This window comes from Bacillus sp. 204(2023), from assembly GCF_037027505.1.
Lineage (GTDB): Bacteria > Bacillota > Bacilli > Bacillales > Bacillaceae > Bacillus > Bacillus subtilis.
The window spans coordinates 345,033-371,563 of sequence record NZ_JAXCHE010000002.1 but is presented as its reverse complement, the minus strand read 5'-3'; the positions used below and the strand labels follow the sequence as shown (position 1 = coordinate 371,563).

27 protein-coding genes are annotated in these 26,531 nt (G+C 43.6%); 1 reads left to right on the top strand and 26 read right to left on the bottom strand.

Going from position 1 to position 26,531, the window contains the following annotated elements; translation table 11 throughout:
* Positions 1-7: 7 nt before the first annotated feature.
* The 20 genes from hslU to WA279_RS06245 form a co-directional block, all read right to left on the bottom strand.
* Positions 8-1,411 (bottom strand): HslU--HslV peptidase ATPase subunit, encoded by a 1,404-nt coding sequence (hslU, locus tag WA279_RS06340; protein ID WP_014476801.1) that lies wholly within the window; start codon positions 1,409-1,411, stop codon positions 8-10.
* 16 nt (positions 1,412-1,427) lie between these two features.
* Entirely contained in the window at positions 1,428-1,973 is a 546-nt protein-coding gene (clpQ, locus tag WA279_RS06335) for an ATP-dependent protease subunit ClpQ (protein ID WP_003238555.1), read from the bottom strand.
* Positions 1,974-1,985: 12 nt separating this feature from the next.
* Positions 1,986-2,900 carry a tyrosine recombinase XerC gene (gene xerC / locus WA279_RS06330; RefSeq protein WP_003231988.1) on the bottom strand — a complete coding sequence of 305 codons (915 nt, stop codon included), beginning with the start codon at positions 2,898-2,900 and terminating at the stop codon, positions 1,986-1,988.
* 67 nt (positions 2,901-2,967) lie between these two features.
* On the bottom strand, positions 2,968-4,275 hold the full coding sequence (gene trmFO / locus WA279_RS06325) for an FADH(2)-oxidizing methylenetetrahydrofolate--tRNA-(uracil(54)-C(5))-methyltransferase TrmFO (RefSeq protein WP_015715883.1): 1,308 nt from the start codon (positions 4,273-4,275) through the stop codon (positions 2,968-2,970).
* Positions 4,276-4,350: 75 nt separating this feature from the next.
* Positions 4,351-6,426 (bottom strand): type I DNA topoisomerase, encoded by a 2,076-nt coding sequence (gene topA / locus WA279_RS06320; RefSeq protein ID WP_003245599.1) that lies wholly within the window; start codon positions 6,424-6,426, stop codon positions 4,351-4,353.
* A gap of 187 nt (positions 6,427-6,613) precedes the next feature.
* The gene (dprA, locus tag WA279_RS06315) at positions 6,614-7,507 is read right to left on the bottom strand and encodes a DNA-processing protein DprA (protein WP_336154700.1); all 894 of its coding nucleotides are present in this window, start codon (positions 7,505-7,507) and stop codon (positions 6,614-6,616) included.
* Between the two features lie 60 nt (positions 7,508-7,567).
* Entirely contained in the window at positions 7,568-8,470 is a 903-nt protein-coding gene (sucD, locus tag WA279_RS06310) for a succinate--CoA ligase subunit alpha (RefSeq protein ID WP_003238566.1), read from the bottom strand.
* Between the two features lie 28 nt (positions 8,471-8,498).
* Entirely contained in the window at positions 8,499-9,656 is a 1,158-nt protein-coding gene (sucC, locus tag WA279_RS06305; RefSeq protein WP_014663957.1) for an ADP-forming succinate--CoA ligase subunit beta, read from the bottom strand.
* A 172-nt stretch (positions 9,657-9,828) separates the two neighbouring features.
* Positions 9,829-10,110 (bottom strand): FlhB-like flagellar biosynthesis protein, encoded by a 282-nt coding sequence (locus WA279_RS06300; protein WP_003232001.1) that lies wholly within the window; start codon positions 10,108-10,110, stop codon positions 9,829-9,831.
* A complete protein-coding gene (locus WA279_RS06295; protein WP_336154698.1) occupies positions 10,107-11,837 on the bottom strand; it encodes a hypothetical protein in 1,731 nt (576 codons plus the stop codon). Before WA279_RS06295 ends, WA279_RS06300 begins: the two co-directional genes overlap by 4 nt.
* Positions 11,838-11,868: 31 nt before the next feature.
* Positions 11,869-12,636 carry a ribonuclease HII gene (rnhB, locus tag WA279_RS06290; protein ID WP_336154697.1) on the bottom strand — a complete coding sequence of 256 codons (768 nt, stop codon included), beginning with the start codon at positions 12,634-12,636 and terminating at the stop codon, positions 11,869-11,871.
* Between the two features lie 70 nt (positions 12,637-12,706).
* A complete protein-coding gene (gene ylqF / locus WA279_RS06285) occupies positions 12,707-13,555 on the bottom strand; it encodes a ribosome biogenesis GTPase YlqF (RefSeq protein WP_336154696.1) in 849 nt (282 codons plus the stop codon).
* 142 nt (positions 13,556-13,697) lie between these two features.
* Positions 13,698-14,045, bottom strand: a complete 348-nt coding sequence (gene rplS / locus WA279_RS06280) for a 50S ribosomal protein L19 (RefSeq protein WP_003220825.1) — start codon at positions 14,043-14,045, stop codon at positions 13,698-13,700.
* A gap of 139 nt (positions 14,046-14,184) precedes the next feature.
* Positions 14,185-14,916 (bottom strand): tRNA (guanosine(37)-N1)-methyltransferase TrmD, encoded by a 732-nt coding sequence (gene trmD, locus WA279_RS06275; RefSeq protein ID WP_003232011.1) that lies wholly within the window; start codon positions 14,914-14,916, stop codon positions 14,185-14,187.
* Positions 14,913-15,437 carry a ribosome maturation factor RimM gene (gene rimM, locus WA279_RS06270; protein ID WP_336154693.1) on the bottom strand — a complete coding sequence of 175 codons (525 nt, stop codon included), beginning with the start codon at positions 15,435-15,437 and terminating at the stop codon, positions 14,913-14,915. Before rimM ends, trmD begins: the two co-directional genes overlap by 4 nt.
* Before the next feature lie 4 nt (positions 15,438-15,441).
* The gene (locus tag WA279_RS06265; protein ID WP_336154692.1) at positions 15,442-15,828 is read right to left on the bottom strand and encodes a YlqD family protein; all 387 of its coding nucleotides are present in this window, start codon (positions 15,826-15,828) and stop codon (positions 15,442-15,444) included.
* 121 nt (positions 15,829-15,949) lie between these two features.
* Positions 15,950-16,195: a KH domain-containing protein gene (locus WA279_RS06260; protein WP_336154690.1), complete on the bottom strand. Its 246-nt coding sequence runs from the start codon at positions 16,193-16,195 to the stop codon at positions 15,950-15,952.
* Positions 16,195-16,467 (bottom strand): 30S ribosomal protein S16, encoded by a 273-nt coding sequence (gene rpsP, locus WA279_RS06255; RefSeq protein WP_003220815.1) that lies wholly within the window; start codon positions 16,465-16,467, stop codon positions 16,195-16,197. The genes WA279_RS06260 and rpsP overlap by 1 nt, the downstream gene beginning before the upstream one ends.
* Before the next feature lie 105 nt (positions 16,468-16,572).
* Positions 16,573-17,913, bottom strand: a complete 1,341-nt coding sequence (gene ffh, locus WA279_RS06250) for a signal recognition particle protein (protein WP_014113771.1) — start codon at positions 17,911-17,913, stop codon at positions 16,573-16,575.
* A gap of 13 nt (positions 17,914-17,926) precedes the next feature.
* Positions 17,927-18,259 carry a putative DNA-binding protein gene (locus WA279_RS06245; RefSeq protein ID WP_003238590.1) on the bottom strand — a complete coding sequence of 111 codons (333 nt, stop codon included), beginning with the start codon at positions 18,257-18,259 and terminating at the stop codon, positions 17,927-17,929.
* Positions 18,260-18,436: 177 nt separating this feature from the next.
* On the opposite strand from WA279_RS06245, the gene WA279_RS06240 reads away from it, so the two are divergent.
* Positions 18,437-18,922, top strand: coding sequence for an Ig-like domain-containing protein (locus WA279_RS06240; protein WP_003245834.1), 486 nt, complete (start codon positions 18,437-18,439; stop codon positions 18,920-18,922).
* 35 nt (positions 18,923-18,957) lie between these two features.
* Here WA279_RS06240 and ftsY read toward each other — a convergent pair whose 3' ends face one another.
* The 6 genes from ftsY to fabD form a co-directional block, all read right to left on the bottom strand.
* Complete coding sequence (ftsY, locus tag WA279_RS06235) at positions 18,958-19,947, bottom strand: signal recognition particle-docking protein FtsY (protein ID WP_003232026.1); 990 nt, start codon at positions 19,945-19,947, stop codon at positions 18,958-18,960.
* Between the two features lie 19 nt (positions 19,948-19,966).
* On the bottom strand, positions 19,967-23,527 hold the full coding sequence (gene smc, locus WA279_RS06230; RefSeq protein WP_336154688.1) for a chromosome segregation protein SMC: 3,561 nt from the start codon (positions 23,525-23,527) through the stop codon (positions 19,967-19,969).
* Between the two features lie 100 nt (positions 23,528-23,627).
* A complete protein-coding gene (gene rncS / locus WA279_RS06225; protein WP_003232030.1) occupies positions 23,628-24,377 on the bottom strand; it encodes a ribonuclease III in 750 nt (249 codons plus the stop codon).
* Between the two features lie 139 nt (positions 24,378-24,516).
* Entirely contained in the window at positions 24,517-24,750 is a 234-nt protein-coding gene (acpP, locus tag WA279_RS06220) for an acyl carrier protein (protein WP_003154310.1), read from the bottom strand.
* 83 nt (positions 24,751-24,833) lie between these two features.
* Complete coding sequence (gene fabG / locus WA279_RS06215; protein ID WP_336154686.1) at positions 24,834-25,574, bottom strand: 3-oxoacyl-[acyl-carrier-protein] reductase; 741 nt, start codon at positions 25,572-25,574, stop codon at positions 24,834-24,836.
* Positions 25,567-26,520 carry an ACP S-malonyltransferase gene (fabD, locus tag WA279_RS06210; protein WP_336154685.1) on the bottom strand — a complete coding sequence of 318 codons (954 nt, stop codon included), beginning with the start codon at positions 26,518-26,520 and terminating at the stop codon, positions 25,567-25,569. Before fabD ends, fabG begins: the two co-directional genes overlap by 8 nt.
* Positions 26,521-26,531: the final 11 nt, after the last annotated feature.

The following is a 26,531-nucleotide window of genomic DNA, read 5'->3' as shown; positions in this document are numbered from 1 at the left end:
AAATTTTTCACAATATAAATTGACTTAAATCTTTGTTTTTGGCTATCGTTCCGAGCTTTTCTTCGACATACTGAGGTGTAATCGTTATTTTCTCCATCGTTACATCTGGAGCTTCAAACGACAAATCTTCTAATAGGCGTTCAAGTATTGTATGAAGGCGTCTCGCACCGATATTATCTGTGTCCTGGTTCACATGATAAGCAACTTCAGCAATCTTATGAATAGCTTCGTCAGAAAATTCAAGAGATATACCTTCTGTCTGCAATAATGCCTGATATTGTTTCAGCAGCGCATTATCCGGCTCAACCAAAATTCTCACGAAGTCGTCTACCGTGAGTTTGTTCAGTTCTACACGAATCGGGAAACGCCCCTGCAGCTCAGGAATCAAATCAGACGGTTTGGCCATATGAAACGCTCCTGCTGCAATAAATAATACATGGTCTGTTTTTACAGAACCATATTTTGTGACAACGGTTGAGCCCTCAACAATCGGCAAGATATCCCGCTGAACGCCTTCTCTTGAAACATCGGCAGAAGAAGATGCACCGCCGTTCTTTGCGATTTTATCAATCTCATCGATAAAAATAATCCCGCTCTCTTCTGCTCTCTGAACAGCTTCCTGGCTGACTTCATCCATATCGATGAGTTTGCTTGCTTCTTCATTCGTCAGGACTTTTCTGGCTTCTCTGACTGTCATTTTGCGCCGTTTCTTTTTCTTTGGCATTAATCCGCTCAGCGCATCCTGCATGTTCATACCCATCTGCTCCATACCCGAGCCCTGCAGCATGTCAAACATAGAAGGCTGCTGCTCTTCGACTTCTACTGTTACATAGTAGTCTTCGAGCTCTCCTAAAGCCAGCTGATGCGCCATTCGTTTTCTTTTTTCTTCGATGTTTGCTTCTTCCTGGCTCTCCGCCTCATCTTCACCATTCGGCTGGCTGCCTCCAAAAAACATTTCAAACGGATTTTTAACGCCAGATTGTTTTTTCTTCCCGGGAACTAACAGACGAACAATGCGTTTGTTTGCATTTTCTTCTGCCTGTTCCTTTACTTCATTCATTTTCTCTTCTTTGATAAGCCGAACAGAAGTCTCCACAAGATCTCTGACCATTGATTCAACATCTCTGCCTACATAGCCGACTTCGGTAAATTTAGTAGCTTCAATTTTGATAAATGGCGCACCTGAAAGCTTAGCGATTCGTCTGGCAATTTCAGTTTTCCCGACGCCGGTAGGACCCATCATTAAAATGTTTTTCGGAACGACCTCGTCCTTCAGCTTTTCATCCAGAAGACTTCTTCTATAGCGGTTTCTTAATGCCACGGCGACAGCTTTTTTCGCATTTTGCTGACCGACAATATATTGGTCTAACCGATCTACAATCTGTCTAGGAGTTAACGGTTTTTTTTCCATGCGCCTCAAGTCCTTTCTATTCAAGCTCTTCCAGTATGATTTGATCGTTCGTGTAAACACAAATTTCGCCTGCTGTTTCTAACGCGGCTCTGGCAATCTCACTTGCAGACATGCTTTCCCCGGCATGCTTTTTCAGTGCTCTTCCCGCTGCCAAAGCGTAATTGCCTCCTGATCCAATCGCGAGAATGCCGTCATCTGGTTCGATCACCTCGCCTGTTCCCGATACGAGAAGCAAAGTATCCTGATTCATAACAATCAGCATGGCTTCGAGCTTTCTTAGCACTTTATCACTGCGCCATTCCTTCGCAAGCTCAACAGCCGCCCGTTTTAAGTTGCCGTTATATTCTTCAAGCTTAGCTTCAAACTTTTCGAATAAAGTGAAAGCGTCTGCAACAGATCCCGCAAAGCCAGCAAGAACTTTGCCGTTAAACAGTTTTCTCACTTTCCGTGCCGTGTGTTTCATGACAACAGCCTGACCAAATGTTACTTGGCCGTCTCCGGACATAGCGCTTCGTCCTTTATGCTGTACGGCAAATATTGTGGTCGCATGAAAAGATGACATAAAGGGCCTCCTTTAATTTTTCTTAAATGCTCTTGGATGGTGAGACATATATGTGTTTCTCAACATTTCCTTCGAAACGTGCGTGTATATCTGTGTAGAAGACAGATTGGAATGCCCGAGCAGTTCTTGAACGCTTCTCAAATCCGCTCCTTCATTTAACAGATGCGTGGCGAACGTATGTCGAAGCATATGCGGATGGATATGTAAAGTGCTTGACGCTTTTTGAACAAGCCCGCTTAAAATATGTCTGATGCCACGGGCTGTAAGCGGTCCGCCTCTTTGATTTACGAATAATAGATCATGAGGTTCTTTTGCCTTCATCAGCAAGCACTGTCTTCCGCTATTCATGTATACCTTCAACGCTTCGCGGGCATAAGACCCAAAGGGGATATAGCGCTGCTTCTTGCCTTTACCGTGAACAAGCACAGTGTCCATAAATAAATCAACGTCGTTAATAGTTATGGAACAGCATTCACTGACCCTCATTCCGGTGGCATAGAGCAGCTCTAACAGCGCTTGATCCCTCATTCCGGCCGGCTGGCTTATATCTGAAACTTCAAACAGCTCCTCAAGCTCTTTTTGATATAGAAACTTCGGTATCCGTTTCTCCTGTTTTGGCAGATGAACAAGCTGAAACGGATTTTCTTCAATAAGCTTTTCCCGCATCAGAAACTTATAAAAGCTTCTTAATGCAGATATCTTTTTGCTTATTGTTCTTCTCGATAAACCTTTTTCATAGGCTTCTGTCAAAAAAATCCTAGTATCTTGATATGCAGCTTCTTCAAATCCATTTATACCTTGAACGCGCAGGAAAGTCTCGAATTCTTCAATTGAATCCACATAATTCACAATAGTATATTGTGAATAATTTTTTTCAATTTGTAAATATTCAACGAATAACTTTACGAAATTCTTAACATTCTCCATGCCTAATACCTCCCCAGGAAGGGCTTTTAAATGGTATCACAAATCGCGCTCAGGTTGCAATCAATACCTATATTGTTTTCGAAATTGTTTGAATTGTTTCAATCGCACGGTTCGCGTACTGTTCATTTCGTTCTTTTTTATTTTTAATTTTAACTGGCAATTCTTTCAAAAGCCCAAAGTTTGCATTCATCGGCTGGAAGTTCTTCTGGTTTGTTGTTGTAATATAATGTGCCATACTGCCAATTGCTGTTTCCTGAGGGAAAATAACAAGCTCTTCTCCCAATACAAGCTTCGCCGCATTAATGCCTGCTACAAGTCCTGAGGCAGCTGATTCCACATATCCTTCTACTCCCGTCATTTGGCCTGCAAAGAACAGATCACTGCGGTTTTTAAATTGATAAGTCGGCTTTAACAGGCTTGGAGAGTTAATAAATGTGTTTCTGTGCATCACGCCATATCTGACGATTTCTACATTTTCAAGTCCTGGAATCAACTTGAGAACTTCCTTTTGGTCTCCCCATTTTAAATGAGTCTGGAATCCTACAATATTATAAAGTGTTCCCGCAGCATCATCCTGTCTGAGCTGAACGACGGCATAAGGGCGTTTTCCTGTAACAGGATGCTCTAGACCAACCGGTTTCATCGGACCGAAAAGCATTGTTTTCTTACCCCGTTTTGCCATGACTTCAATCGGCATGCAGCCTTCAAAGAAAATCTCTTTTTCAAATTCTTTTAACGGCACTGTTTCTGCTGATGTTAATGCTTCATGAAAACGGTCAAACTCTTCTTCTGTCATCGGGCAGTTCAAATATGCTGCTTCACCTTTATCATAACGGGATTTCAGATACACTTTATCCATATCAAGGCTGTCTTTTTCTACAATCGGCGCCGCTGCGTCATAAAAATATAAATAGTCCTCTCCAGTCAGCTCCTTCAGCTGGGCAGACAGCGATTCAGATGTTAACGGACCCGTTGCGATGATAGTAGGGCCTTCAGGAATTTCAGTCACTTCTTCATTAATAACGGTTACGTTTGGATGATTTTTCACCCGATTTGTCACACTTGCGGCAAATTCATGACGGTCTACTGCAAGAGCGCCCCCGGCAGGCACCGAACATTCGTCAGCCGCAGCGATAATGGCTGAATCAAGTGCACGCATTTCTTCCTTTAATACACCGACAGCGTTAGCAAGCGTATTAGAGCGAAGAGAGTTGCTGCAGACAAGCTCTGCAAATTTATCTGTATGGTGCGCAGGCGTTTGTTTAACTGGCCGCATTTCATACAATTTGACTTGAATCCCCCGCTTGGCAAGCTGCCATGCTGCTTCACTTCCTGCAAGTCCGGCTCCGATTACATTCACTGTTCGTTGGTTCATCTTTCACATCTCCTAGTTTATTATTCAAGGCCTTCTTTTAACACACAAAGAAGGTGAGCAAGACCCTGCTCACCGCTACTTCTGTGGTTCTTCCTTATAATCGCATTCCACGCATTGGACTTGTATGCCTTTTTTGAGTTTTTTCTCGACGAGCATTTTTCCGCATTTCGGGCATTTTCGTTCAATTGGTTTGTCCCATGATACGAATTCACAGTCCGGATAACGATCACAGCCGTAAAACACCCGTTTCTTTTTCGATTTTCGCTCAACAATGTTTCCTTCTCCGCAGCTCGGGCACTTCACACCGATTTGTTTCACAATCGGTTTCGTGTTCCGGCAGTCAGGGAAGTTGGAGCAAGCTAAGAATTTACCGTACCGTCCCATTTTATATACCATTGGAGAACTGCACAATTCACAATCCTCTCCAGCATACTCTGGTTCAATCTCAACTTCCTTCATTTCCGATTCGGCTTTTTTGACGCGTTTTTCAAAATCGGTGTAGAAGTTATCGATAATCTTGACCCATTCGGTATTTCCTTCTTCAACATGATCAAGATCTCTCTCCATTTTAGCTGTAAACTCAACGTTAATTATCTCAGGGAAAAACTCCATGATCAAGTCAAGAACGATCTGACCTAATTCAGTCGGAACGAAACGTTTATTATCCAATGCCACGTAGCCGCGCCGCTGAATAGTATCAAGTGTCGGAGCATATGTGGATGGACGGCCGATACCGCGTTCTTCAAGGGTCTTAACGAGCCGGGCCTCAGTATATCGCGGAGGCGGCTGGGTAAAATGCTGCTCAGGTTCTATATCTTTTGATAATACCGTGTCGCCTTCTTGTAAGTCAGGCAGCATTCGGTCTTTTTCTTCCATTTGATCGTCTTTTCCTTCAACATACACCTTCATAAACCCGGAAAACTTGACTTTACTTCCATTTGCACGAAATGTCAAACCGTTGTTTGTCAGGTCGACACTCATTGTATCGAGAACAGCCGGTGCCATTTGGCTGGCAACAAAACGCTCCCAAATTAATTTATACAGTCTCATTTGGTCTCTGCCGAGGACTGCTTTTAATTCACTTGGTTTTCTAAGAACTGATGTCGGCCGAATTGCTTCGTGGGCATCCTGGGCATTTTCATTCTTTTTCGCAGGCTTCCGTTTTCCGCCTAGGAACTCTTTTCCATAAGTTTGATCAATAAATGCAGCTGCTTCATCAACAGCCGTATTTGAAATACGGGTTGAATCCGTTCTCATATACGTGATCAGACCAACCGTTCCTTCTCTCCCTAAATCAATTCCTTCATATAATTGCTGTGCAATCATCATCGTTTTCTTCGCTCTGAAATTGAGCTTGCGAGCCGCTTCCTGCTGCAGGGTAGAAGTGGTAAAAGGCAAAGCGGGATTACGTTTGCGTTCCTTTTTGGTTACTTTTTCAACTGTATATTGATTCCCTTTGAGCTGAGAAAGAATCTCTTTTACATCAGCTTCACTATTTAAAGGAAGTTTTTTGCCGTTTTTCCCGAAAAAGCTCGCTTCAAAGGTTTCTTGACCTTTTAAGAACGTACCGTCAATTGTCCAATATTCCTCAGGCTTAAAGTCGTTAATCTCTTTTTCACGGTCAATAATCAAACGGAGGGCAACGGATTGCACGCGTCCTGCGCTAAGCCCTTTTTTGACTTTTTTCCATAAGATTGGACTGATTTTATATCCCACAAGTCTGTCTAAAATACGTCTCGCTTGCTGTGCATCCACTAAATCCATATTAATCATGCGGGGATGCTTAAACGATTCCTTAATAGCGTCTTTTGTAATTTCGTTAAACACCACACGGCAGTCTGAGTTCAGATCTAAATCAAGACTGTGTGCCAAATGCCATGCAATCGCTTCCCCTTCTCTGTCGGGGTCGGCTGCGAGATACACTTTTTTGGCTTTTTTCGCAGCCGTTTTCAGCTCTTTTAATACCGGGCCTTTACCTCGAATGGTAATATATTTCGGTTCAAAATTCTGTTCTATGTCAACTCCCATTTGACTTTTTGGAAGATCCCGGACATGTCCCATTGATGCTTTTACTTTATATTTTTTACCTAAGTAACGTTCAATCGTTTTCGCCTTAGCGGGCGATTCCACGATGACTAGATAATCAGACATTTTCATCCCCCTCAAGAGGTGTTCTCTCTCTTTTCAAGATATTTCAATTTTATTTTTGCAGCTGTCTTTATTTGGCTTTCAACATTTCATTCTTTATCATGAACGTCATTAATTAAATAGAAAACAATATGCAACTTTAAATCCTCACTATTATTAAATATTACAATACCGTTTGTCAAACGATAATTCAAAAGGGTTCCGTATATTGAACGTTTCTCTCAGGAAGTTCCTCGAAAATATCCTCTGCTGACCATATGGCTTTAGCCCCCTGCTGGATCAGTTTTATAGGACCTCCGGCGTAAGGGTCAAACAATGAACCGGGTACGGCAAATACCTCTCTCCCTTGTTCCAATGCTTGATAGGCAGTAATCAGCGAACCGCTTTTTTCTTTGCCCTGAACGACAATAACGCCTTCACTTAGTCCGCTGATAATACGGTTTCTCATAGGGAAATGCCATTTTTGGGGTTTAGTTTCAGGTGGGTGCTCTGACAGCAGGATATGGTGTTTAGCCATGTGATCTGCTAACTGAAGGTTTTCTCGGGGATAAATGTGCTGAAATCCGCCTGCAATGACGCCAATTGTCCGCCCCTTCGCCTTAATACTTGCAGCATGGGACATTCCGTCTATCCCAGACGCCAGTCCGCTGACAATCACCCAACCTTTACGACAGATCTCTTTTGTAAGATGATTGACAACTTGTTTCCCATAAGCTGTTGGATTTCTTGTCCCTACAATTCCAATTTTTCTCCCTTTCGAAAGAAGAGTCATATCACCTTTTGCAAACAGTACGGCGGGGGGATCATAAATGCTTTTAAGCCAGAAAGGATATTGCTTTGAAGAAATAGGGATGGTGTTAATGCCTTGCTCACGATAAGCAGCAAGTACACGCTGGAGCTTTGGATAAAGTTGTTCTATTTCGTTTTTTAATGCAGCTGCTTTTATTTGATCACGAGTAACCGTTTGTAACACGGGTGATGTCAGCGACATAGACGGATCGGCTTTCCACCATTTTAATAGAAGGGATGGGGATAATAATTGATTGATTCTGCAAGTCGTTAAGCAGGCAGCGGCCTGATCCAATAGATTGACCTCCTTTTGTTAGAAAAAGCAGGAACAGCCTTGACGGCTGTCCCTTTTTTATTAATGCGTTTTACAAGTTTCGAACAAGTTCTTCTCTTTCAGCACCTTAATTAAGGTTTCACCCATGACAGAAGGTGTCTCTGCAACTTCGATTCCGCATGCATTAAGGGTTTTGATTTTTTCATCAGCTGTCCCTTTTCCGCCGGAAATAATGGCGCCTGCATGCCCCATGCGCTTCCCAGGAGGTGCTGTTTTACCGCCGATAAAACCGACTACCGGTTTTGTCATGTTGGCTTTTACCCACTCTGCCGCTTCCTCTTCGGCCGTACCGCCGATTTCGCCAATCATGATGACTGCGTGTGTGTCAGGATCTTCGTTAAACGCTTTTAAAACGTCAATAAAGTTTGTTCCATTTACAGGGTCGCCGCCGATTCCAACAGCTGTAGATTGCCCTACACCCGCTTCTGAGAGCTGGTGCACCGCTTCGTATGTTAATGTTCCTGAACGTGATACAACGCCTACATGACCCTTTTTATGGATGTATCCGGGCATAATGCCGATTTTACACTCTTCAGGCGTAATGACACCAGGACAGTTCGGCCCTATCAGTCTCGTTTTCTTGCCTTCCATGAAGCGTTTGACCTTCACCATATCCAAAACCGGGATATGTTCTGTGATACAAATCACGAGATCAAGCTCCGCATCTACCGCTTCCATAATCGCATCAGCTGCAAACGGTGCGGGCACATATATAACAGACGCGTTAGCGCCGGTCGTTTGAACTGCTTCAGCCACTGTATTAAATACAGGAACACCTTCCGCTTCTGTTCCGCCTTTTCCAGGTGTTACACCGCCAACGATATTTGTGCCGTATTCAAGCATCTGCTTCGTATGAAATAAAGCGGTAGAACCTGTAATCCCTTGCACAATAACTCTTGTATCTTTATTAATGAAAACACTCATTATTTGGTCCCCTGCCTTTCATTCTTTCTTAAACTAAGGATACGATTTTCTGCGCGCCGTCAGCCATTGATTCCGCAGATGTAATGTTTAATCCTGATTCACTAAGGATTTTCTTCCCTAGATCCACGTTTGTGCCTTCAAGACGGACGACAAGCGGCAATGTCAAACCAACTTGTCTAGTCGCTTCAACAACCCCTTCTGCGATGACATCACATTTCATAATGCCGCCGAAAATGTTGACAAAAATCCCTTTAACGTTTTGATCAGAAAGAATGATTTTAAATGCTTCCGTGACTTTTTCCGCGGTTGCACCGCCGCCCACATCAAGGAAGTTGGCCGGTTCTCCTCCATAATGCTTGATAATATCCATCGTGGACATTGCAAGTCCCGCGCCGTTTACCATACAGCCGATATTTCCATCAAGGGAAATGTAGCTTAGGTCATATTTGGACGCTTCAATTTCTTTCGGATCTTCTTCATCCAAATCTCTGTATTCCATAATGTCCTTTTGTCGGTACAACGCATTGCTGTCAAAATTCAATTTTGCATCAAGCGCCATCACATTTCCGTCGCCAGTCACAACAAGCGGATTGATTTCGGCGATTGAGCAGTCTTTCTCAACAAACGCTTTATATAATCCCAGCATAAATTTAGCAGCTTTTCCCACGAGCTCTTTTGGAATATTAATAGCGAATGCAATTTCTCTGGCTTGATAGCCTTGAAGGCCAACAGCCGGATCAATGACAGCTTTTTTGATTTTTTCCGGTGTTTTCTCCGCAACCTCTTCAATTTCCGTTCCGCCTTCTTCAGAAGCCATCAAAACGATTCTTGAAGTGGCGCGGTCAAGCACAAGACCCACGTAATATTCTTTTTTAATATCGCAGCCTTCTTCAATAAGTAAGCGTTTTATTACTTGGCCGTCCGGACCCGTCTGATGTGTAACTAGGGTCTTCCCTAATAGTTCTTCGGCATACGCTTTTACTTCGTCTAATGATTTTGCTATTTTTACCCCACCAGCTTTGCCTCGACCGCCAGCATGAATTTGAGCCTTTACGACATAAACCGAGCTGGATAAGCTCTTTGCACTCTCAACTGCTTCTTCTGCTGTAAAAGCCACTTTACCTTCAGGAACAGATACCCCATATTTTCTGAGGACTTCTTTTCCCTGGTACTCATGGATATTCATTTCCCATCCTCCTAACTTATGTAACAAAACTAAAATAGACTGCGCTTTCATTCTATAATAATACTGGAAGAATTGTCTACAGTTCAATGCAAAATCTTTTAATCCTTCTAAACATTCAAACTTTTACTTTATTAAAAACATAAATTTCAAAGAAGGATGGGGAATATTTTAGCTATTTTTTGTTTTTTACGCTTTCGTCCAATTTGTAAATGAATGAAAAAATCTCGGCTACTGTTTCATAAAGAGCTTCAGGAATTTGATCATCTACCGTCAAATGGCGCATTAATTCGACAAGGGTCCGATCTTCTTGAATCGGGACCCCTGCTTTTTTCGCTTCTTTGATAATGTTGTCAGCTACATGGCCCTTCCCTGTGGCAATCACTCTCGGCGCCTTGTCTTTTTGTTCGTCATAATGGAGAGCAACAGCTTTTCTGATCGGTGTCTGCTCTTTCATATTTTCACATCCACTTCCTGATCACTGATACTTGTTATATATTGATCGATTGAAGCCTTTTCTTCGGTGTGAACCCTTTTTTTAGCGTTTACCCCTGAAAGGCTGTACCCCATTTCCTTTAGCCCCTGTTTAAGCGCGGGCACCATCGGATCGATCGCAGCCTGCAGCTCGAAATCAGTCTCTATTGTAATGGTCATGACTTTTTGCTGTACCAAGCAATCAACGACGGTTTCTTTTAGTGTATCAAGCTGCAGCAAAAACAAAAGGCGGCAATGGGAAGGATCAAGCTTTCCATCCGCTTCTTTCTTTCCTTTAAACAGAACAGTCATGTCCTGAACCCCTGACTTCGAAAACATCGGAAATGACATTACAATTTGGCTGTATGATGGATGGTCCTGCTGCATGAAAAGCTGGCCATTTAATTTATGAAAAAGCTGATCGGCTTCTTGTTTGACTGGTTCGGCTACCTCATGCGATGCTCTTAAGGCAGAAAGAGCCAGCTTGATGGATTGCATTTCGCCAGATGTGACTGCGCTTCCTTGTTCAAACGCTTTAATGAACGCAACCTCGTCCCTTGCGCCGATTGCCGTTTTCACTTTGGATAAGAAAGAAAGAACATCTGCCTTATCCGCCAAATGGGGTGCTGTCTGCTGAACAGCCTTTAAAAAGACTTCGGCTTCCTGGTCTGTGACTTGTGCCGCCTGTAAAACAGCTGAAGCTGCAAGTGACTTACTCTCACCCGATGAAGCAGCCGCTTTAATCCAATTTGCTGCTTCTTTCACAATTTGGAGACTGTTTTTTTCAGCAGATTCCGTCAGCTTCACCAGCAGCTGGCGGGCTTCTTTAATTGGAATGTCTGCTGCTGTTTTAACAGGCTCTTCTTGTATGCTTCTCTGTTCTGCTGTGTGATTTGCAATCGGCAGGCTGGCTTTTCCGGGGGAGCCAGCTGGTGTGCTAAGCTCCCTGCTTCCAGCTGTATTCGCCGGAGAAGGTGTTTTCGTATTGTCGGTTAAAGAAATAAGCTTATCAATCAGCCGTTCTGCATGGACATCGATTTCACTATTTAAAAGCACCGTAACTGCTTCCTTTAGCTTTGACATCATTTGGCTCTGCTGAGGGTTTTGATCGATTGCCTGAAGCAGCTGGGATACGTGCTGATGCAACGGAACAGGCGATTTCACAGCGTGAACACCATTCAAAATCTCGGAGTGAATAGGAAGCTCACGCTTTAAAGCGAAGAGAACCGTTTCAACTGCTTTTTTTGTGTCTTGCGAAGGCAGCGTGTCCATCCAGCGGACAGCTGTTTTGATATCATTTTCAGTTACAGGTGTTTTGCTTTTCAGCATCGCTCCTGTCATCATGAGAGCTGCGTTTGACGTCTTCACTGAAATGGCATTTAAAAGCTTGCCAGCTGCATCCTGAATGGTTTTAGGATTTTGATCAAAGCTTTGAACGACCTGAAGACGGCCTGTTTGTTCTGCCGTTTTTTTTTCGTAGGAAAACCAATAGTATGCCTGGGGACGAAGCTGGGTTTCAAGTTTTCCCTGAACAGTTTGATTGCCGACTTGGATCAGGGCATGCTGATCTCCTAGTAAACGAAGCACTTTTCCTAAGAGGAGACGCTTCTCCCCGTTTAGCGCTTCGTTTACTTTTGATGTTTCCTGCGGGACGGCTGTACGCCCGAAAAGGTGCTGCAGCGCCTTTTGCACATCATTTCGTATGTTCATTTTAAAAAGGTGCCTCCTTGTCCATGGTGATTTATCTGAAAGATTGAACAGGAGCGAAAGTTTTGCGGTGCAATTCAGTTGGGCCGTATGCAGCAAGAGCTTCCAAATGTTCTTTTGTCCCATAGCCTTTATTTTTTTCAAAGCTGTACATGGGATACGTTTCGGCATAAGCGCTCATCATTCGGTCCCTCGTCACTTTTGCGATACACGCACCTGCCGCAATAGACACGCTTTTGGCATCGCCTTTTATAATTGACGCCTGAGCCGTGTCGAGGGGAAGTGTCATTGCGTCAACAAGCAAATAATCAGGTGTAGCCGACAAATCTTGTATCGCTTCCACCATTGCCATTTTTGAAGCTTCATATATATTGATCTCATCAATCACAGTAGCTTCTACAATTCCTATCCCGACCGCCAGTGCTTCCTTCATAATAAGCTCGTAATATTCCTCGCGTTTTTTCTCTGAAAGCTTTTTGGAGTCTGTCAGCCCAAGTATTTCACATTCCTCTGGAAGGATGACTGCGCTGGCGACAACTGGTCCTGCCAATGGCCCCCGGCCGACCTCGTCAACACCTGCAATCAAGCGAAATCCCTTGTTTCTTGCCAGCCTTTCATAGGAAGTCATATTCACCCATTGTTCTTTCAGCGCTTTTTCTTTCGCTTGCTTTTTAAGCCATTGCTCTACAAGCGTTTGAACGCTTTTTCTCGGGTCGTTTTCGCATTGGGCAATAAATGGGTCTTGTGCATCCTTCACTTCCTGCAAACGGTCTTTAATGTCCTTTACGGTTAATGTATTCACTTTCTCTTCTCCCTTACTGTATGTATCGGTTCAGCCAAGAAAAAATAAAGACCCGCATTTCTGCGCGCCTTTACATCGTCGGCTGTTCAAATGACAGCCTGCCGAACTTTTCAGTGCGAATATCGCGAATGATGACTTCAGTCGTCTTATCGTAGTTGATGAGCCCACCGTTCATGAGACAGCCCCGCTTTTCACCTATTGCATCAAACAGCTCGGCAATGTCCTCTGGGATCTCATCAAGGCCATAACGCTCTTTAAGCCGTTCTGGGTAATGTTCTTCGAGAAAACGAAGACCAAACACGGCCACGTCCTGCAAATTGATAATCGAGTCTTTAATAGCCCCGGTGACTGCCAGTCTCAAACCGACAAGCTCATCCTCAAATTTAGGCCACAAAATTCCCGGTGTATCTAATAGCTCTAATTCTTTCCCAACTTTGACCCACTGTTGAGAAGTCGTAATACCAGGTCTGTCTCCCGTTTTTGCTATGTTTTTCTTTGCAAGCCGGTTGATGAGCGTTGATTTTCCGACGTTTGGAATGCCGATAATCAAAGCGCGAATCGCTCTCGGTTTCACACCTTTCGCACGCATCCGGTCAAATTTTTCTTGGAGGATCTCTTTTGATGCAGGCACAATTTGATTTAACCCTTGTCCATTTACAGAATTAATAGACAGAGAGCGGATCCCCTGCTTCTCAAAGTGCTCTTTCCACCGCTGTGTAACTGCCGCATCTGCTTTGTCAGCCTTGTTTAACAGCATAATTCGCGGCTTGTTTTTTAGAATATCTTCAATCATTGGGTTTCTTGATGACATTGGAATTCTGGCATCTACCAATTCATATACGATATCGATTAATTTTAATTTTTCGGTTACTTCCCTTCTTGCTTTTGCCATATGGCCCGGGAACCATTGAATTGTCATGTGACACGAACACCGCCTTTATCTTCAGTATGCATGATTCATTGTTGTCCTTTATGTATTTTACGATGCCTGTCCGGCATTTTCAAATTCTGTATAAAAAAAGAGCTTGTTACAGGTAACAAGCTCTTTTCGTTCGTTATCATTATCGTCTGATCTCTTTAATACGAGCCGCTTTTCCGCGAAGTTCACGCAGGTAGTAAAGTTTAGCACGGCGTACTTTACCGTAACGTACAACTTCGATTTTCGCGATTTTTGGTGTGTGTACTGGGAAAGTACGTTCAACGCCAACACCGTAAGAAATCTTACGAACTGTGAACGTTTCGCTGATTCCACCACCACGACGCTTAATCACAACACCTTCAAAGATCTGGATACGCTCACGGTTACCCTCAACAACTTTAACGTGTACACGTAAAGTGTCACCAGGACGGAACGCAGGAAGATCAGTACGAAGCTGTTCTTTTGTGATATCTTCAATTAGTTTTTGCATCGTTTTCAACTCCTTCCAACAGATGCTCTTGGCCACAAAAACCGGCACAGCGGAACATCGTTTTCAAGCTTGCAGCGGATAAGCCCGCTTAAGCCACAAGTAGTATCTTATCACAATTTCATAGCCTATGCAATAAAATCTATTCTTTTTCCCATTCAGAAATCCACTTTCTTTGCTGCTCTGTAAGCGGGTAATCTTTCAACAGATCCGGACGTCTTAGGTAGGTCCTTCTGATCGATTCTTTATTCCGCCATTCTTCAATTTTTGCATGGTTTCCTGACAAGAGTGTTTCAGGCACTTTTAAACCTTTGTAATCTGCCGGTCTTGTATAATGCGGGTGCTCTAAAAGTCCGGTGCTGAAGGAATCCTCAATATGGGAAGCCTCTTTACCCAGTACACCCGGAAGCAGTCTGACCACACTGTCTGCGATCATCATTGCAGGGAGCTCACCGCCCGTCAGAACAAAGTCGCCAATTGATATTTCATCCGTTACCAAGTGCTCGCGAATGCGTTCATCATAGCCTTCATAGTGGCCGCAAATGAACAGCAAATGCTCTTCCTTAGCTAATTGCTCGGCTTTTTTTTGGGTAAAACGCTCACCTTGCGGGCATACGAGGATAATACGCGGAGCAGCGGCTGCCTTTGATGTCAGGTCCTCGACCGCGTCAAAAACAGGCTGGGGCTTGAGAACCATGCCTGCCCCGCCGCCATAAGGATAATCATCAACAGTGTTGTGCTTGTTATCAGAGTACTCCCGGAAATTTACGACTTGAAACTGCACCGCATCTTTTTCCTGGGCTTTTTGAAGAATCGATGAGCCGAGCACGCCTTCAAACATTTCGGGAAACAGCGTCAAAAAATCGATTTTCATTCGTCTATTAACCCTTCCATGAGTTCAATCTCAATTTTCTTTTCCCTGACATCGATATGTTTGACCACTGATTCAATGTAAGGAATGAGTGCGTCTTTTTTTCCTTTTCGTCCGATGACCCAAACGTCATTGGCTCCAGGCGTCAAAATTTCTTTGACCTTTCCGATGAGTTTGCCTTCTTCAGTAAATACTTCACACCCAATAATTTCGTGGAAATAAAATTCACCCTCATTCAGCTCTCCTAATTCTTCTTCAGGAACTTTAATGATTGCGTTTTTCAGCTCTTCTACTTCATTTAGGTTTTGTCTTTCTTTAAACTGCAGGAGATGAAATTGCTTATGCAGTCTATGTGTGTTTACCGTTACCTCCACTGGTTCGTTACGGCCGTCCATAAACAAATACAGCGTGTTTCCCGGCTTGTATCGTTCTTCGGCAAAATCTGTTTTTGAAATCACCCGCACTTCGCCTTTGATTCCGTGGGTATTTACGATTTTGCCTACATTAAACCATCGCTTTGTCATATGATCACCTCTGGCGAATTTCAATTACTTTTCCGTCTTTTATGACGATGGTGTTCGCTGCTGTTTTCTCATGCCAGTCATCCCCGGCTTCAATCGTCAGCAGCGCATCGACTTCCTTTTCTTTCAACTCACTGCCAAGCGGCAATGTATGTACTTGAGCAATTTGAAAATCGATGATTTTGATATCATCTTTTCGCTTTTCTATTGCCTTTTTAAATTGTTCAAGCATATCAGGGTTTTGCTGTTCTTTCTCATGTTTTCTAAGCTGAAAATAGAGCTGGCTGCATTCTCGTTCAAGCATTTGTTTCTTTTCGGCAAAAGAAGCTAAAAGCTTTTCTTTGCTGCGCTCGGTTAAGACTTGCATAACGGCTACACGGTGAATAATTTGCATCGCACCAAGCTCCCCGCTTTTAAAACTTTTACTCGCCCAGGCTTTTCTATTTTGCCTAAGCTTCTATCAGTTTACCCTTTTTTTGCGTGTAAAAAAAGGGGAGGTGCCGGCCCTCTCCCTTTTAGTCAAATATTTCAAATTGAACTTTCTTAGAAGACTGTGCGCCAGCTGCAAATACAGCTGTTCGAATCGCTTTTGCAGTCCGGCCTTGCTTTCCGATAACTTTACCGGTATCTGACTTATGGACAGATAAGCGCAGCGCAATCTTTTGATCGGTTTCTTCTCTTATGACGCGAATGTCATCTGGATGATCAACAAGCGGCGTCACAATGTGGACAATCAAATCTTCCATGTGTTGATCAGTCATTACTTGCCTTGTTTAGCGTTGTGGAATTTTTCCATGATTCCTTGGCTAGAGAACAAGTTGCGAACTGTATCAGATGGTTTCGCTCCAGTTTGAAGCCATTTAAGAGCAAGCTCTTCGTCAATTTTTACTTCCGCTGGTTTTGCAACCGGGTTGTAAGTTCCGACTGTTTCGATGAAACGGCCGTCACGTGGTGAACGAGAATCTGCTACAACAATACGATAGAAAGGAGATTTTTTTGCTCCCATACGTTTTAAACGAATTTTTACTGCCATTTTACTAGCACCTCCGAAAATATTTCAACAAGATAGTATATTAACAATGATAAAAGTGTTTGTAAAGTGTTTTTTCTTAACAACGGTTTTATCATGTATAACCGATTACATAAAAGGTAGCTTAAACCCTTTTTTCTTGCCTTTTGACATGTTTGTCATCTGCTTCATCATTTTTTTCATTTCATCAAACTGCTTAAGCAGACGGTTGACTTCCTGTACGGATGTCCCGCTTCCTTTTGCAATCCGTTTCCGCCGGCTGGCATTGATAATATCCGGCTGTTCTTTTTCAAGAACAGTCATTGATTTGATGATTGCTTCCACATGATTCAGCTGTTTTTCATCAACTTGGATGTTTTTCAGGCCTTTCATTTTACCTGCACCCGGCATCATTTGCAGAAGCTCATCAAGCGGGCCCATGTTTCTGACTTGTCCGAGCTGCTCCAGAAAATCGTCCAATGTGAAGCTCATCGTTCTCATTTTTTGTTCCAGCTCTTTGGCTTTGTCTTCATCAACGCTGGCCTGTGCTTTTTCAATCAATGTCAGCACGTCGCCCATGCCGAGAATCCTTGATGCCATGCGTTCAGGGTGGAACGGCTCTAACGCATCAAGCTTTTCGCCCAAACCTGCGAACTTAATTGGCGTGTTTGTGACAGCGCGAATAGAAAGCGCTGCCCCGCCGCGTGTGTCTCCATCCAGCTTCGTTAACACAACACCGGTTAAACCGAGCTGTTCATTAAAGCTTTTGGCAACATTCACAGCGTCCTGACCGGTCATTGAATCGACAACCAGGAAAATTTCTTCCGGATTCGCGATTTCTTTGACGTTGGTCAGTTCATCCATCAGTTCATGGTCGATATGCAAGCGGCCTGCCGTATCCAAAATGACATAGTCATAATGTTCTTCCTTGGCTTTCTCAATAGCCTGTTTAGCTATTTCTACAGGACTGACCTGATCGCCAAGAGAGAAAACAGGCATATCAAGCTGTTTGCCGAGTGTTTCCAGCTGCTTAATTGCGGCTGGGCGGTAAATATCGGCAGCAACCAGCATCGGTTTGCGATTATGCTTTTTGCGCAGCAGATTCGCAAGCTTACCGCTTGTTGTCGTTTTACCGGCACCTTGGAGACCGACCATCATAATAACAGTCGGCGGCCTTTTTGCGACGGCGATTTTGCTCTCTTCGCCGCCCATCAGCTCAGTCAGTTCCTCTTTAACAACTTTAATGACCTGCTGGCCGGGCGTCAGACTTTTCATGACGTCTTGGCCTACAGCGCGTTCACTTACTTTTTTGACAAAATCTTTGACTACTTTAAAGTTAACGTCAGCCTCAAGCAGCGCAAGACGAACCTCACGCATCATATCTTTTACATCTTGTTCGCTGACTTTCCCTTTTCCGCGGATTTTAGAAATCGTCTGCTGCAGTCGGTCGGCTAATCCTTCAAATGCCATAGTTTGCCGCCTCCTAATCTAATTTCTCAAGCGCTTCAATCAGAGCTGTAATTTCTTCCTCTTCTTTTGAACCGGAAGCAAGCTCCTTCAGCTTATTAAACATCTCTTTACGCTCCTGAAACTTTTTCAAAAGGAGCAGCTTTTCTTCATATTGTTCAAGCATCGCTTCTGTTCGTTTGATGTTATCATAAACAGCTTGTCTTGAAACCTCATATTCTTCGGCTATTTCGCCTAGGGAGAAATCGTCCAAATAATAAAGCGACATATAGCTCTTCTGTTTTGACGTCAACAACGACTGATAAAAATCAAACAGATAATTCATTCTCGTTGTCTTTTCGAGTGACATTTGAGCTCTCCCCTTTGTTAAGTCAAATCCCTTTACTATAACTTAGTTTACACGGTTTTATTGACACTGTCAAGTTTTTATCTTGTCAAAGCGGCGATTAACTTTTTCCAAAAAACGCTAAATATCATCCAATTTATTCCGATATTGTATATGAACCCTATTTAAAGGAGGATTTTTATGAAAAAAATCGGTTTATTGTTTATGTTATGTCTGGCAGCCCTGTTTACAATAGGTTTCCCGGCACAGCAAGCAGACGCTGCTGAGGCACCTTATAAGGCCTCAATCACAAATATCAGCACAGATGGAGGGGTATACGGTAAAATCAATTACGGACAAGGTCAATATTGGCGAGTCAAGTACAATATTACAGTAAGCGGCAAATTACTCGACCAAAACGGACAGCCAGTGCCAAACGCGCCCGTAAGATTTGAAGCGGACACGAAGGTCGGAAACACAACACAAACTGCTTCAGGAACGACTGATGCAAACGGAACATTTGAGGTTCCAATGTATTTGGGGCCAGCTGCTGGGTATTACACGTATTACACATCTGTTTCCGTTCATTACTATGACATCATCCCATTCAGAGTTTTTTCTGGTGAGTCAAGACTGGTATCCACTGATAACAGCCTTTATCATTTCGCCTATCAAGTAAGAAGATAAAAAAGAAAAGGCCCCAAGATGTTGGGGCCTTTTTCTTAATCGTCGGCTTTTTCCACTAAATCTGAAAAGAGTCCGTACACATAGGATTCTGGATCAAATTCCTGAAGATCATCAACTTTTTCTCCTAAACCGACTAGTTTAACCGGGATGTGAAGCTCGTTGCGAATCGCAAGGACGATACCGCCCTTTGCCGTACCGTCAAGCTTCGTTAAAGCAATGCCGGTAACATTTGTTGCTTTCGAGAACTCTTTTGCCTGAGCCATTGCATTTTGGCCGGTCGTGGCATCAAGGGCAAGCAGCACCTCATGCGGAGCTTCAGGAACTTCTCTTTCGATAACACGTTTTACTTTTTCAAGCTCTTTCATGAGATTTACTTTGTTTTGGAGACGACCTGCCGTATCACAAATTAATACATCGGCATTTCTTGCTTTCGCAGCATGAACAGCATCGTAGATGACAGCCGCCGGATCGCTTCCGGCCGTCTGCTTAATGACAGGCACTCCTGTACGCTCTCCCCATACTTCCAGTTGTTCAATGGCTCCCGCTCTGAAAGTGTCTCCGGCGGCAAGTACGACAGATTTTCCTTCTTGTTTCATTTTATGGGCAAGCTTTCCGATCGTTGTTGTTTTCCCGACGCCGTTTACACCTACCAGAAGGATTACGTTTAAACGCCCATCCTGGATGTTCAGTTCTGAAATTTGCTCATCTCCGCTGTTATAAATCTCGACCAGTTTCTCAGAAATCACTGACTGGACTTCCTTTGGATCTTGAATATTTCTGCGTTTGACTTCTTTTTTCAGTTCATCTATTAATTCCATAACGGTTGTAAAACCGACATCCGCGCTGATAAGAACCTCTTCAAGCTCTTCGAAGAAATCCTCATCCACTTTACGGTAACGGGATACAAGATCATTCACTTTGTTTTGAAAGGAGTTTCTTGTTTTTTCAAGGCCATCCTTAAACTTTTCAGATACGGAATCTGTCTGTTTTGTGATTTTCTCTTTTAATTTTTTAAAAAAGCTCATCTTTTAACCTCTTTCCTCGTTACTGAACGAATTCTTTTGTTTCTTCCAGCTTAACGGAGATTACCTTGGAAACACCGGATTCCTGCATGGTTACGCCATAAAGCACATCCGCTTCCTCCATCGTTCCTTTTCTGTGGGTAATCACAATAAACTGGGTATCACTGCTGTATTTTTTTAAATACTGCGCAAACCGGAACACATTCGCTTCGTCGAGCGCAGCCTCTACTTCGTCAAGGACGCAAAATGGCACTGGACGAACCTTTAGAATTGAGAATAAGAGCGCTATAGCAGTAAGCGCACGCTCTCCGCCTGACAGGAGGTTTAAGTTTTGCAGCTTTTTCCCCGGCGGCTGAGCGATAATCTCGACTCCTGAATGAAGCAGATCGTTAGGATCGGTGAGCCTCAGTTCAGCTCGCCCTCCTCCGAATAAGGAGCGGAAAACTTGATCAAAGTGTGAACGGATTTGGACGAATGTGTCGTTAAAGCGCTTCGTCATTTCTTCATCCATTTCTTCAATCACTTGGAACAAGGTATTTTTCGCTTCTGTTAAATCTTCTTTTTGTTCCGACAGAAACTTGTACCGTTCGTTGACCCTCTCAAACTCATCTATGCTTCCGAGGTTCACGGTACCCAGCTCTTCAATTGCGAGTTTAATCAGCTTCACACGCTTTCTGGATTCCTCTGGATCAGTTTCAAGCTGATATTTCTCTTTTGCCCCCTCAAAGGACAAGCTGTATTCCTCCCGTAAGTATTGGAGTAAATTATCAAGCTCGACTTCCATCCGTCCGAGTTTGACTTCTTCGTCTTTTAAGAGCGTTGTTTTTTGTTTATACAGGCGTTTCATTTCTTTCAGCTCACGCTCATACGTATCAAGCCCATGCTGAAGCTTGATGCGCTGATCGCGCCTTAATGCAATCAGTTCGATCGTTTTCGTTTTGTCATTCAATTTATGTTTTGCTGCTTCTTCCAGCTTTTCTTCGCCGCTGGTGCTAGATGACATCTCTGACGTTAAGAAGCTTAAGTCTTCTTTTGCTTCTTTTAACGCAAGCTCTGTTTCAGTGAGCTCTTTCTTTAATCTGGCAAGGTTGTCCTCTTCCCCCTTGCATGCCTGCTCTTTTTTGGCCGCAGCGATCTTCAGCTCAGTCAGCTCGTTGGAGAGAGACTCTTTCGTTGAGGATTGCGTTTGTTTTTGTTTTGTCAGTTTGTCTATGTCCTCTTCAAGCTGTTTCATCTTTTCAGAAACGGCAGAGAGCTCTTCTTCAAGCTTGCGTTTGCGCGCTTTTTTCTCTTCATCGCTTTCTGACAGAGCAGATTTTTCTTGGTCATAGAGCTCTAAATGGGTATTGATATTTTTCTCGGCAACTTGAAGTTCGTACAGCTGGCCTTTCACATCCTGCTGCTTTAACCTTAAGCCTTCCCCGGTTTCTCTTAAGTCAGCCAGTTTTTTCTCCATATCCTGAATGGATTGCTTAAGGGTTTTGACCTCTTGTTCAAGCAGTGCTGTTTTCTCTTCCATTTCAGCGAGCCGTTTCGTCACATCTTCTAGCTCCCGGCTTCTTCCAAGGAGGGAGTTATTTTTCTTTTTAACCGCGCCGCCCGTCATTGAACCACCGGGGTTCACAACATCTCCCTCAAGGGTTACGATGCGGTACCGGTGCCCGAGAAGCTTCGCAAGCTCGTTTGCACCCTTTAAGTCCTCTGTGATCAGAACGGTTCCAAGAAGATTCTGGATGACGCTTCGATACGCAGGATCAAATGTGACAAGTTCACTGGCAACCCCGAGAAATGATGAATGCCGGGCGGCTGTTTCCGCGTCACGGCTTTGAAGCTGGCGGTCTCTAATAACAGAAAGAGGCAGAAACGTCGCCCGGCCGAAGGAATTCTGCTTTAAATATTGAATCGCTTTTCGGGCAGATTGTTCATCGTCGGTCACGACATGCTGAGCAGAAGCGCCGAGCGCTATTTCAATGGCCGTTTCATACTTCTGTTCTGTAGAAATCAGCTCAAGAACCGCTCCGCGAATTCCACCAAGGCGCTCTTTCGCTTTCAGCACCTCTTTAACACCTTGATAAAATCCGGAAAAATCTCCCTGCATCGTCTCAAGCATGTCCTTTTTTGATCTCGCTTGCTGAACGTATTGGTATGCCTGATACAGAGCGGATTCATTTTTTTCGTATTGGCGCTTTTTCTGCTCATATTTTGTCTGCATATCACGATATGCACCGACTTGACTGTGAATCTCCTGCTCAATTCGGGCAAATTCCGTTTCACATGCGGCTTTACGCGCAGAAATATCACGCCGTTCCTGCAGGTGCTTTTCATTGTTGTCCGCGAGTCTTTGCAATGTGACAGCGGATTGGGACATCTGGTCATCAAGAAGCTGGAGTTCGTTGCGTATCGAAGCCTGGCTGTTTAACAGCTCAAAATAATCACTTTTCAGCTGCTCGATTTTTTCTTCGACATTTTCATTGTGAAGACTGAGAGCCTGCTGTTTTTCTTTTACTTGCGCCCTTAACTGCTTCACCTCAGCCTGAAGCGTTTCGAAGACAGCTTCCTGCTTCGAAAGCTCTTCTTTCAGAACCGTTTCTTTTTGCTGGAACTGAACGATGGCTTCTTCAAGCTGTTCTTGGTTTTGCACAGCGTTTTTCTTTCGTTCTTTCAGGACTTCTTTACGGCCTTCAAGCTTTTCCAGTTCTTCACTAGTTACCAGTAAAACTTGCTGGAGCTCATCTACTGACTCATCAAGCGCTTGTATTTTGTCCCTTGTATCCTCAATCTTTGCTTCTTTCGCAGAAATAGCAGACGATTCAGCAAGCTCTTCTTCTTTTGCCATCTGCACTTTCTCTTTAAGAGTCGACCATTTACCATGCAGCTCTTCGATATCATAGGCAGTCAGCGCAATTTCAACATGCTCCAGCTCTTTCTTTTTCTCAAGGTAGTCTTTCGCTATTGAAGCTTGAATTTTAAGAGGTTCAACCTGTCCTTCAAGCTCATGTAATATATCTTCTACCCGATTTAGATTGTCCTGTGTCTCAAACAGTTTATTTTCTGCTTTTTTCTTTCTCGTTTTATATTTAAGCACCCCGGCCGCTTCTTCAAAGATACTGCGGCGATCCTCCGCTTTACTGCTCAGGATCTCTTCCACTTTCCCTTGGCTGATAATAGAAAATGCTTCTTTACCAAGGCCAGAATCCATAAATAAATCAATAATATCCTTCAAGCGGCACGGCTGATTGTTAATCAGAAACTCACTCTCACCTGATCTGTACACACGTCTTGTGACACTCACCTCGTGGAAGTCAATTGGCAAGAAATGATCATCATTATCAAGAGTAAGTGTAACTTCAGCTAGATTTAATCGCTTTCTTGAATCACTCCCGGCAAAAATAATGTCTTCCATTTTTCCGCCGCGAAGAGAGCGTGCCGATTGTTCGCCGAGAACCCAGCGAATGGCATCAGTGATGTTGCTTTTTCCGCTTCCGTTCGGCCCGACAACTGCTGTCACACCTTTAACGAAGTCTACGGAAATCCGTTCTGCAAATGATTTAAATCCTATAACGTCTAAACGTTTGAGGAACATAGCGATCCTCCTTATGTAATAAGTATTTCAATTCTATCATAAACATTGGTAAAATAAGACGGCATACATACTGAAATCCCCCTGAGTCATAAGGGGGATTTTATTGTTTCGTATGGTGTTTTTGCAATTTAGCTAAAGCTTCCTGAGCAGCGTGCTGTTCGGCTTCTTTCTTTGAACGGCCGTTTCCGACTCCGAGTGGTTCACCTTTTAGAGATACGATGGCTTCAAATTCACGGTTGTGCGCAGGTCCTTTTTCGTTGGAGATTTTATACTCCAGAGAGCCTTTGCCGTCCCGCTGCACGTATTCCTGCAGCTGGCTTTTGAAATCCATCACATGAGAAAAAGCACCATCGTTAATTTTAGGGAACACATAAACTTTTAAGAAACTTTCGACCGGCTCTAATCCTTGGTCAAGGTACAAGGCTCCGATAAATGCCTCAAAAACATCCGCCAATAGAGCAGGACGCTTTCTTCCGCCTGTCATTTCCTCGCCTTTACCCAACAGGACAAGATCGCCGAATGACAGCTCGTGAGCCAATGAAACGAGAGACGGTTCGCAAACAATTGCGGCTCTCAATTTCGTCAAATCTCCTTCACTCATAGCCGGGTATTTGGCAAATAAGAATCTGGAGATCGTCAGTTCCAAAACAGCGTCACCTAAAAATTCAAGCCTTTCATTATCTTCATACGGCTTTTTCCGATGCTCATTCACATAAGATGAATGTGTAAATGCTTGATACAAAAGCTTTTCATTTTGAAAGTGAACCGAAATCCGTTCTTGAAACTCTTTAAATTGTTCTACTTTTTTATAGAACTTTTTTTTATCTTTATAATGTGAGTGTTTTGACATAGTAACCTCCATAGGCACATCAGGTTCACCGCGCTTCTCTGACTAAACCGGATACAGCGCGCGTAAAAGCGGCATGCTGTAATAACTGCACGAATAAAGGGCTAAAGCCCCGCGTTTCGGCGGGACTTTTAGCATCAGCTTATTGCTGGTTTTGTATGTAGTTCACAGCGTCGCCGACTGTTGCAATCTTTTCAGCATCTTCGTCAGAAATCTCCATATCAAACTCGTCTTCAAGTTCCATAACAAGCTCAACTACATCTAGGGAATCAGCACCTAAGTCTTCCTTGAAAGAAGCTTCAAGTTTGACGTCTGCTTCATCAACGCCAAGGCGATCTACGATGATTTTCGTTACACGCTCTAATGTGTCTGCCATAGCAATTCACCTCCCCTCAAGTATTATAGTGGATTCGTTTTTAAAAAACTAGAGAAACTATGATGAAATTTTCGAGAAAAAACTTACATCACCATTCCGCCGTCAATATGAAGCGTTTGGCCTGTCATATAACGGGCTTCCTCTGAAGCTAGGAACGTGACAACATTGCTGACATCGCTAGGTTCACCAAAGCGCGCGAGCGGAATTTGTTTCAGCATTTCGTCTTGAACGTCTTTTGCAAGTTTATCTGTCATATCAGTTGAGATAAATCCTGGCGCTATTGCGTTTACCGTAATATTTCGGCTGGCGAGCTCTTTAGCAGAAGATTTGGTTAAACCGATGACGCCGGCTTTTGCAGCCACGTAGTTGGCCTGTCCAGGATTTCCGCTGACGCCGACGATAGACGATACGTTAATAATGCGGCCTGAACGCTGTTTCATCATTTGTCTTGTAACAGCTTTTGTGCAGTTGAAAACACCCTTCAGGTTAATGTTAATAACGTCATCCCATTCGTCTTCTTTCATTCTCATGATGAGATTGTCTCTTGTAATTCCCGCATTATTAACCAGAATGTCAATCGTAGAAAAAACAGACAATGTTTCTTTTATCATGTTTTGTACATCTTCGGGATTTGATACATCCGCTTTTACAGCAATTGCTTTTCTGCCCATTGATTTGATTTCATCTACCACTTCATTTGCTTTCGCTTCATTGCCGGAGTAGTTCACGACAACATTTGCTCCGCTTTTTGCCAGATCAAGGGCGATTGAGCGGCCGATTCCGCGGGATGCGCCAGTGACAATAGCCGTTTTATCATTAAGCATTATCATTCTCCTCCTTAAGCGTTTGAATTGCCAGCTCGATCGTTTCCGGATCTGATACAGCAATTGTTTTTAACCGTCTATTTACTTTTTTCACAAGGCCTGAAAGCACTTTTCCGGGACCGATTTCAATAAAAGTCGTAACACCCTCTGCGATCAGCTTGTTAATGCTTTCCTCAAAACGAACCGGAGAGTAAAGCTGCTCAATAAGTTTTTCTTTGATATCTGCTTTATCAGTCATCACGTCAGCAGAAACATTTGAGATGACCGGAATGTCAGCGTCTTTTATGTCACAGGCGTCCAATACCTCTTTCAGCTTTTCAGCAGCCGGTTTCATCAGTTCAGAATGGAACGGACCGCTTACTTCAAGCGGAATTGCGCGTTTTGCGCCGTTCTCTTTTGCCAGTTCAGATGCAAGCTCAACCCCTTTAGCTGTTCCGGAAATGACGATTTGGCCAGGACAGTTGAGATTCGCAAGCTGTACAAGGTTGCCTTCCTCTGTGACTTTATCGGTTACTTGCTTTAATGCTTCAGCATCCATGCCGAGAATCGCAGCCATTGCTCCTTCGCCAGCCGGTACCGCTTCATTCATAAACTCTCCGCGTTTTCTGACGGTATAAACAGCATCTTTGAAAGACATAGCGCCAGCCGCAACCAGTGCAGAATATTCACCAAGGCTGTGTCCTGCTGTGAAATCAGGTGTAATGCCAGATTCTTTAAATTTCTCAAGAACAGCGATGCTTGTCGTAAGCAAAGCAGGCTGCGCATTGTATGTAAGTGTTAATTCTTCAGCATCCCCCTCAAAAATAAGCGAGCTGAGTTTTGTTTCTAACGTTTCATCGGCTTCATCAAACAGACGCTTTGCAGCTGGCACCTGCTCATAAAGCTCTTTTCCCATGCCGATAAATTGTGATCCCTGACCAGGGAATAAAAATGCAATCTTACTCATGATGTAAAAAC